This window comes from Streptomyces boluensis, assembly GCF_009908195.1.
Classification (GTDB): domain Bacteria; phylum Actinomycetota; class Actinomycetes; order Streptomycetales; family Streptomycetaceae; genus Streptomyces; species Streptomyces boluensis.
The window spans coordinates 1-7629 of record NZ_JAAAHS010000367.1; the positions used below are offsets into that span (position 1 = coordinate 1).

The window sequence follows — 7629 nt, forward strand, 5'->3', positions numbered from 1 at the left end:
ACACCGTCACTCCCCCGCCACCCCGCACCCTGGCAAGCACCTCCCCATGCACGGCAGCAAGCCCTGCAACCGCCCGCGCCGGCACCGGACTACCGGTGACCGTGTACCACTCCTCCGCCCCGGCGTACTGGACGGTGACGGCCACACCCCCGTCCGGCAGCAAGTCAGCGGCCACGGTCAACTCCCCTGTGACAACACCGACTTCGTCCGTCATGACACCGCCGGGCCCGGCCCGCACATCCGCCACGAGTCGCCGCTCGTTCATGACTCGCAGGTGCCGAGCATCTCGTCGAGCTCGCGCTTCTCGGCCTCGGTCACGGTCAGCTCGTACGTGGATTTCACCGACACCCAGGCCCGCCCGTACACGCACCAGTACGCCTTCGCGGGCGGCTGCCACTCGTCGGGGCCCTGGTCGCCCTTGGAGCGGTTGGAGGACGCCGACACCGCGATCAGCTGCGGATGCGTCAGGTCGTTGGCGAACTCCGCGCGCCGCTCCTGCGTCCACTTGCCCGCGCCGGAACGCCAGGCGTTGGCGAGCGGCACCATGTGGTCGATGTCCAGGTCCGAGGAGTCGGTGAACTTCTCGTCGTCGTAGACGCTGTCCCAACTCCCGGACACGGCACGGCAGTCGTCGTTGCGCCGCACGTCCTTGCCGTCGCGTTCGAGGACGACCTCGCGGGTGTCGCAGTTCTCGCCCTGCTCCGCCCAGTGCAGGAACTTCTCGCGGCTGTACCCCGTCATGGAGCCCTGCGCGGCCACGTCGAGACCGGCCAGCTTCTGCCGCGCCGTCTGCGCCGAGGGCACTCCGGGCAACGTGCCGGTGTGCTCCGGCGGGCCGCCACCGGCGCCGGTGCCGCCGTCCGTCTCGCCCGCACCGGTCCCGCCGCTCACGGACGGCTTGGGGTCCGCGCCGCCCTCCGTGCCACCCTCCGTACCGACGCCCGAACACCCGGCCACGGCGAGCACGGCAAGCACTGCCAGGCCTCGCCCCCACCACTTCTGACGTGCCATGACTTCCGCACTCCCTCTCACCTGGCCGCACCTGCACGCGTGCTTCGCGCGCAGCCTACCCACGCGGACACGTCCGGATCGGGGGACAAATGCGGCGTCACCCGGACGACTTGGAGCCTGTCGAACACGCGCCCGTCCCGTCGGCACCCCGTCGGCGCCCCGGCGTCGCGTACGTCACAGCTACCGCCCGTAACCCCCGCTTCCGGCCGGGCTGTTCGGGGGCCCGCTGGACCTGGCGGCCCGGCGCTGATGAGATCACCGAGGGCCGCCCTCGGGCCGTCCCACCTCACCCTCTCCGCCGCCGAAGGAGTTCGACCCCGATGACCGACGCACCGCGCACCGCGCCCACCGGTTTCCGCCGAGGCGTGCGGATCGGGGCCGCGCGGCAGCGGCCGTGCACGGTCGTGGTGTGCCGCGGATGCTGCTGCGGCAACGCGCGCAAGTACCCCGGCACCGACCACGTATGGCAGTTGGACCGGCTCGAGGCGGCCGCGGCGGCGTCCGGCGGCACCCTTTCCGTACGTACGTCGGACTGCCTCGGGCCCTGCGACCAGGCCAACGTCATCGTGGTGCAGCCTTCCTCGGCGGGCCGTCTCGCCGGTGGGAAGGCCACCTGGATCGGCTTCGCCATGGACGACGACTGCACCGACGAACTCCTCGACTGGGTCACCGCGGGCGGCCCCGGTGTCGCCGCTCCGCCGCCCACCCTTGAGCTGCAGTTCGTCAAGCCGCCCCGGGAGGCCCGCCCGGCCAAGGCGGCACGCGCCCGGCGCTGACCTCGAAGTAGCCGGTCAGCGGCCGGTCAGCGGCCGATGAGGTGCCGGCCCCGGCCGGTGAGCCGGTGCACCACATACGCCCCGGCGCGTTCACTGTGCAGCAGCCCCGCGTCCCGCAGCACCTTCAGGTGGCCGCTGACCGTGGACGCCGGCATGCCCAGGTGCGCGGCCACGGAACCGGTGGTCGAGCTGACCGTGAGGGCGCGCAGCACCCGGGTGCGGGCGGTACCGAGCAGGGCGGCGAGCGCGTCCGTGGCGGCGGGACCGTACGGGCCGTGGGTGGCCGGATACACCACCACGGACGGCAGGTTGGGATCGGCGATGGCGATCGGCTCGGTGTGGCAGAAGAAGGACGGCACGAGCCGCACCCCCCGGCCGCGCAGATACAGGTCGGCGTTGACCGGGTAGGGCGCGCTGAGCACCGGGTCCCGCCACACGAACGGCGCCAGCGTCTCCAGAACCGCGACCGTGCCGCCGTCCAGCGTCTCCAGGCGGCCGTCCCGGTCGGCGGCGACGGTGGCCTCGACCTCGCTCCAGTCCGGGGCGACGAGCTGGGCGTGGAAGCGCAGTACGGCGTCGGCGACCCGGTCGAGCAGGTCCCGGTCCCCGGAGGCGAGCCGCCGGGTCCAGCCGGGCAGGGCGCGGTAGCGGGCGGCCTCGCGCAACTCCCTGGCGAGGCGCGGTCCTGGGGTGGCGCGCAGCGTCCGCAGCGCGGCGGCCATGCCGTCCTCGGACTCGGCGGGCGTCAGGAAGTCGGGGAAGTACGCGGCGTCGGCGGGGGCCAGATCGCGTAACAGGCGGCAGGCGGCGCGGAGTTCGGGGTCCTGGAGCCGTTCGACGGCCCGGTGGCGCCAGGGGCGCAGCCAGACGGGCAGCCGGGCCGGTGGCGTGCTGAGCACATGGAGCCCGAGGAACGCCTCCCACATCGGGTCGGCGGACCGCGCCCACTGCACGTACCGGAAGTCGCGGTCGCTGAAGTGGATGCGCAGGACGCCGACCATGGAACGAGAGTAACTCCCGTTGACACAAGGGGATTTCGGCCCAGCCCGAACACCTCACCCCCGGCCCGCCCGGCCTGTCCTTACCATCCGGTACCCCCACACCCTGGAGGTTGATGTGAGTCAGTCGGCACCGGCGTCCCGTCGCCGGATGCTCAGAGCCGCGGGTGGCGCGACCGCGGCCGTCGCGCTCGGCGGCGCGGCGCCCTCGGCCCGTCGGCGACGGCAACGGCCTGCGGGTCGTGGACCACGACGAGCGCGACGCCCGGATGAAGTACTACCGCTTCGCCACCGACGCGATCGGCTGGGACCCGGCGGTGAACGTACTGCTGCCCGAGGACTACGCGTCCGGGCGGCGCTACCCGGTCCTCTACCTGCTCCACGGCGGCGGCCTCGACCAGGACTTCATGACCTTCGACCGGTACGGCATCCGCGGGCCGCCCGCTCATCGTCGTCATGCCGGACGGCGGGCATGCCGGCTGGTACGGCAACCCGGCCGCCTCGAACGCGGGCCCCCGCGACTGGGAGACCTTCCACATCGCGCAGTTGCTGCCGTGGATCGACGCCACCTTCCGTACGTACGCGGAGTCCGACGGGCGCGCGGTGGCCGGGTTCTCGATGGGCGGCTTCGGCGCACTGAAGTACGCGGCCAAGTACCACGGCCACTTCGCGTCGGTCAGCGCCCACTCGGGCCCCGCGAGCCTGCGCCGCGACCAGGGTCTGGTGACGCACTGGGTGAACGAGACCCAAGTCCTCGCCGGACAACGGGAGTTCCGCGCCCGCCTCGGGGAGGCCGGAGTCCCGCACGAGTGGCACGAGGAGCCCGGCGGCCATGTGTTCCGCGCGGAACTGTTCCGCCGCGACCTGGACGGCGTCGTCGCCCGCCTCCGCAAGGCCTGAACAGACATCCGCACCCGGCACCCCCATTCCGACGACCGTTCCCAGGAGCCCTGATGCGCAGGAGACTCGTACCCACCGCCGTCACGACCGTGCTTGCCGTGACCGCTACACTCGCCGCCCTCGTCACCCCGGCCGCGGCGGGGCAGCAACCCACATCCGTCACCGTGGCCGGTCACGCCACGACCGACGGCACCGCCCTGGTCAGCGGGCACAACGAACCCGGCACCCGGATGCGCGTGCAGCCGGTGCGGACCTCGACCACCCGCACCCTGGAGATCGACTACCAGGTCCAGGAGACCGGCTGGTGGTGCGGCCCGGCCGCGACCCGTATCGCCCTGTCGGCACGGACCGCACCGCCCAGCCAGGCCACCCTCGCCGCCGAACTCGGCACCACCGAGGGCGGCACGGACCACATCAGCCAGGTGACCGGGGTGCTCAACTCCCGTATCGGCACCGGCTGGTACGAGACCAAGGAGATGCCGAACGACCCGCCGACGCCGGAGCAGCGGGACCTGTTGTGGCGCGACATCGTGCTCGACATCGACAGCAACTATCCGATCGTCGCCAACATCGTGGCCCCGCCCGGCAACCAGCCGCCCGGCTACCCGCCCGGCGAGACGATCTACCACTACTTCACGGTGATCGGCTACGACGACGCGCAGCGCACCGTCCTGATAGCCGACCCGGCGTCGTTCGGCGGCAACCAGATCTACTGGCTGTCGTTCGACCAGCTCGCCACGTTGATCCCGCCGAAGGGCTACGCGGCCTGAGCCAGGGCCACGGCGGGCCGGTCACATCGCGGCACACGGAGGGGCGGGCCTGACTCAGGTCTGCCCCTCACCCCGTCCCACGAGCATCGCCACCAGGCGCTCCACCTGCCGCCCGGCATCCGGGCCCTCGGGGCGGCCGGTCATCAGGAGGTGGTGCACGGTACCGACGACGGCGAGCGCGGCAGCGGACGTGTCGCTGTCCTGATCGATCCGGCCGAGCCGCTGCTCGGCGGCGAGATAGGCCGAGATCGCCTCCTCGATCGCGGTGAACCCGGGCGCTCCGGCGTCGAGCGCCTCGCGGATACGGAGCGTGGCGGCGGGACGCGACATGGCCAGGGCCGTGATCGTCGGGCCGCCGGAGTGGATGAGGGCGAGCGCGACCCCGCCCAGGTTCTCCCCGACGGTGGCCTCCCCCGCACGGCCGGGCAGTTCTTCCGCGCGGCGCGCGGTGCGCGCGAACCGGTCGAGGCACAGTTCGGCGACGAACTCGTCGAGCCCGGAGAAATGAGCGTGCAGCAGGCCCTTGGAGCAGCCCGCTTCGCCGGTGATGGCCCGGCTGGTCAGCGCGCCGGGCCCGTCCCGCCCGAGCACCCGCTCCGCGGCGGCGAACAACCGCTCCCGGACATCAGGTATGGCTACTCCACGCGGTGACATGTCGCCCCTCTCCGGCTCGTCAACACCCTTAGGGGCAAACCCCGTTGCCAGTTTGGGCGTATGCCCATACTGTTTGGGCACACGCCCATCATAGGTATGTGAGCCCGGCCCGCCAGTCCGTGCGTGAGCCAGGCCCGACAGGAGGCACCAGATGCGGAACGTCGTCAACACCGAGCAGCAAGAGGCCTGGAACGGCCCCGAGGGCAAGTACTGGGCGGATCACCAGGCGCGTTGGGACGCGGTGAACGACGGGTTCAACGAGCGCCTGCTCGACGCCGCCGGGATCGGCCCCGGCGACCGGGTGCTCGACATCGGCTGCGGAAACGGCCATACGTCGCGGCTCGCCGCACGCCGGGCGGACGGCGGTCAGGTGCTCGGCGTCGACCTGTCGGCTCCGATGCTGGAGCGCGCCCGTGCCTCCGCCGCGCAGGAGGGCCTCGACAACGTCACGTTCGAGCGGGCCGACGCCCAGGTCCACCCCTTTGCGCCCGCCTCCTTCGACTCGGCACTCAGTCGGTACGGCGTGATGTTCTTCGGCGACCCGGTCGCCGCGTTCAGCAACATCGGCGGGGCGCTGCGGCCCGGCGGCAGGCTCGCGTTCGTCTGTCCGGCGGACCCGGAGCGCAACGGCTGGGTGGAGGCCGTCATGTCGCTGCGCGCGTTCGTGCCAGTGGAGGAGTTCGGCACGCCGGGGCAGCCCGGCATGTTCTCGCTCGCGGACCCGGACCGCGTCCGCACCGTGCTGACCGGGGCCGGGTTCCGGGATGTCGAGACCCGGCGGGTGGAGACGTTCGGCACCTGGGGCCGTGACGGCGCGGACGCGGCGGAGTTCCTGCTCGGCACCGGCCCCGGCCGTCACTTCACGTCCCAGCTCTCCCCCGAGACCGTCGACCGCGCCCGCGCCACCCTCACGGAATACATGCGCGCCCACGAGGACCCCGAGCACGAGGGCATGGTCCGGCTGCGCAGCACGGCGAGCCTGGTGACCGCCGTGCGCCCGTAGCCCGGCCCCGGCACCGGCACCCGGCACCCGTTCCACCTGCTGGTCCACCCTTGCCACCTGGGACTTCGGCGACGACCATCTACCGGGGCGTACCCCCCGAGGCACTGCATAACGGTCGAGCAGAGAGCGGAGCATTCATGGATGTCAGCACACATATCGAGGCCGTTCACGCGGAGGTCCGTCGGCGCAACCCCGGAGAGGCCGAGTTCCACCAGGCCGTCACCGAGGTTCTCTCCTCGCTCGGCCCGGCCCTTGAGCGGCACCCGGAGTATGTGAGCGGCGGCATCGTCGAGCGGCTGTGCGAGCCGGAGCGCCAGGTGGCCTTCCGCGTCCCGTGGGTCGACGACCAGGGTGCGGTGCGGGTCAATCGCGGTTTCCGGATCGAGTTCAGCAGCGCCCTCGGCCCGTACAAGGGCGGACTCCGCTTCCACCCGAGCGTGAACCTGGGGATCGTGAAGTTCCTCGGCTTCGAGCAGATATTCAAGAACGCGCTGACCGGTATGGGCATCGGCGGCGGCAAGGGCGGCGCGGACTTCGACCCGCGCGGCCGGTCCGACGGCGAGATCATGCGGTTCTGTCAGTCCTTCATGACGGAGCTGTACCGCCACATCGGCGAGCGCACCGATGTCCCGGCCGGTGACATCGGCGTGGGCGGACGCGAGATCGGCTTCCTCTTCGGCCAGTACAAGCGGCTCACCAACCGCTTCGAGGCGGGCGTGCTCACCGGGAAGCCGGTGGCCTGGGGCGGTTCGCACGCCCGCACCGAGGCCACCGGGTACGGCACGGTGTTCTTCGCCCAGGAGATGCTCGCCACCCGCGGCAAGTCCTTCGACGGCCGCCGCGTGGTGGTCTCGGGCTCGGGCAACGTCGCCGTGTACGCCATCGAGAAGGTCCAGGCACTCGGCGGCCGGGTCGTGGCCTGCTCCGACTCCTCGGGCTATGTGGTCGACGAGGACGGGATCGACCTGGAGCTGCTCAAGGAGATCAAGGAGGTGCGCCGCGCCCGCCTCTCCGTGTACGCCGAGGTGAAGCCGACCGCGCACTTCTCCGCCCGCGGCACCCTCTACGACGTGCCGTGCGACATCGCGCTGCCGTGCGCCACGCAGAACGAACTGGGCCGCGACGACGCGGTGGCACTGACCAAGAACGGCGTGCTCGCGGTCGCCGAGGGCGCCAACATGCCGTCCACGCCGGAGGCGATCGAGGTGCTGCGGGGGGCGGGGGTCCTGTTCGGTCCCGGCAAGGCGGCCAACGCGGGCGGGGTCGCCACCTCGGCCCTGGAGATGCAGCAGAACGCGGCCCGCGACCAGTGGACGTTCGAGCAGACCGAGAGCCGGCTCGCCGCGGTCATGCGCGACATCCACACCGAGTGCCGCGCCACCGCCGACACCTACGGCGGCGCCCCGGACGACTACGTCCTCGGTGCCAACATCGCGGGCTTCCTGCGGGTCGCGGACGCGATGGCGGCACAGGGCATCGTGTAGCCGTCCGTACCGTATGCGGCCGCACCCCCCGCC

Annotated in this window: 8 protein-coding genes and 1 pseudogene; 5 read left to right on the forward strand and 4 right to left on the reverse strand. The window is 72.1% G+C overall.

Annotation, left to right across the window (positions count from 1 at the left end; genetic code table 11):
- Positions 1–214, reverse strand: a 214-nt coding sequence (locus GUY60_RS38585; protein WP_312866491.1) for a hypothetical protein, incomplete at its 3' end; no start/stop codon positions are given.
- Between the two features lie 47 nt (positions 215–261).
- A complete protein-coding gene (locus tag GUY60_RS30915) occupies positions 262–1011 on the reverse strand; it encodes an HNH endonuclease family protein (protein ID WP_161703813.1) in 750 nt (249 codons plus the stop codon).
- A 320-nt stretch (positions 1012–1331) separates the two neighbouring features.
- Here GUY60_RS30915 and GUY60_RS30920 point away from each other — a divergent pair, with 320 nt between their 5' ends.
- Positions 1332–1787, forward strand: a complete 456-nt coding sequence (locus GUY60_RS30920; RefSeq protein ID WP_161703815.1) for a (2Fe-2S) ferredoxin domain-containing protein — start codon at positions 1332–1334, stop codon at positions 1785–1787.
- A gap of 26 nt (positions 1788–1813) precedes the next feature.
- Here GUY60_RS30920 and GUY60_RS30925 read toward each other — a convergent pair whose 3' ends face one another.
- Complete coding sequence (locus tag GUY60_RS30925) at positions 1814–2788, reverse strand: ArsR/SmtB family transcription factor (protein ID WP_161703817.1); 975 nt, start codon at positions 2786–2788, stop codon at positions 1814–1816.
- Positions 2789–2903: 115 nt separating this feature from the next.
- Here GUY60_RS30925 and GUY60_RS30930 point away from each other — a divergent pair.
- Positions 2904–3685 (forward strand): annotated as a pseudogene (locus GUY60_RS30930) (alpha/beta hydrolase).
- Between the two features lie 53 nt (positions 3686–3738).
- Positions 3739–4455 (forward strand): C39 family peptidase, encoded by a 717-nt coding sequence (locus GUY60_RS30935; protein WP_161703819.1) that lies wholly within the window; start codon positions 3739–3741, stop codon positions 4453–4455.
- Between the two features lie 54 nt (positions 4456–4509).
- On the opposite strand, the gene GUY60_RS30940 is transcribed toward GUY60_RS30935, so the two are convergent.
- Positions 4510–5109: a TetR family transcriptional regulator gene (locus GUY60_RS30940; protein WP_161703821.1), complete on the reverse strand. Its 600-nt coding sequence runs from the start codon at positions 5107–5109 to the stop codon at positions 4510–4512.
- 151 nt (positions 5110–5260) lie between these two features.
- Here GUY60_RS30940 and GUY60_RS30945 point away from each other — a divergent pair, with 151 nt between their 5' ends.
- Positions 5261–6112 (forward strand): class I SAM-dependent methyltransferase, encoded by an 852-nt coding sequence (locus tag GUY60_RS30945; RefSeq protein ID WP_161703823.1) that lies wholly within the window; start codon positions 5261–5263, stop codon positions 6110–6112.
- A 137-nt stretch (positions 6113–6249) separates the two neighbouring features.
- Complete coding sequence (gene gdhA, locus GUY60_RS30950) at positions 6250–7596, forward strand: NADP-specific glutamate dehydrogenase (RefSeq protein WP_161703825.1); 1347 nt, start codon at positions 6250–6252, stop codon at positions 7594–7596.
- Positions 7597–7629 lie beyond the last annotated feature (33 nt).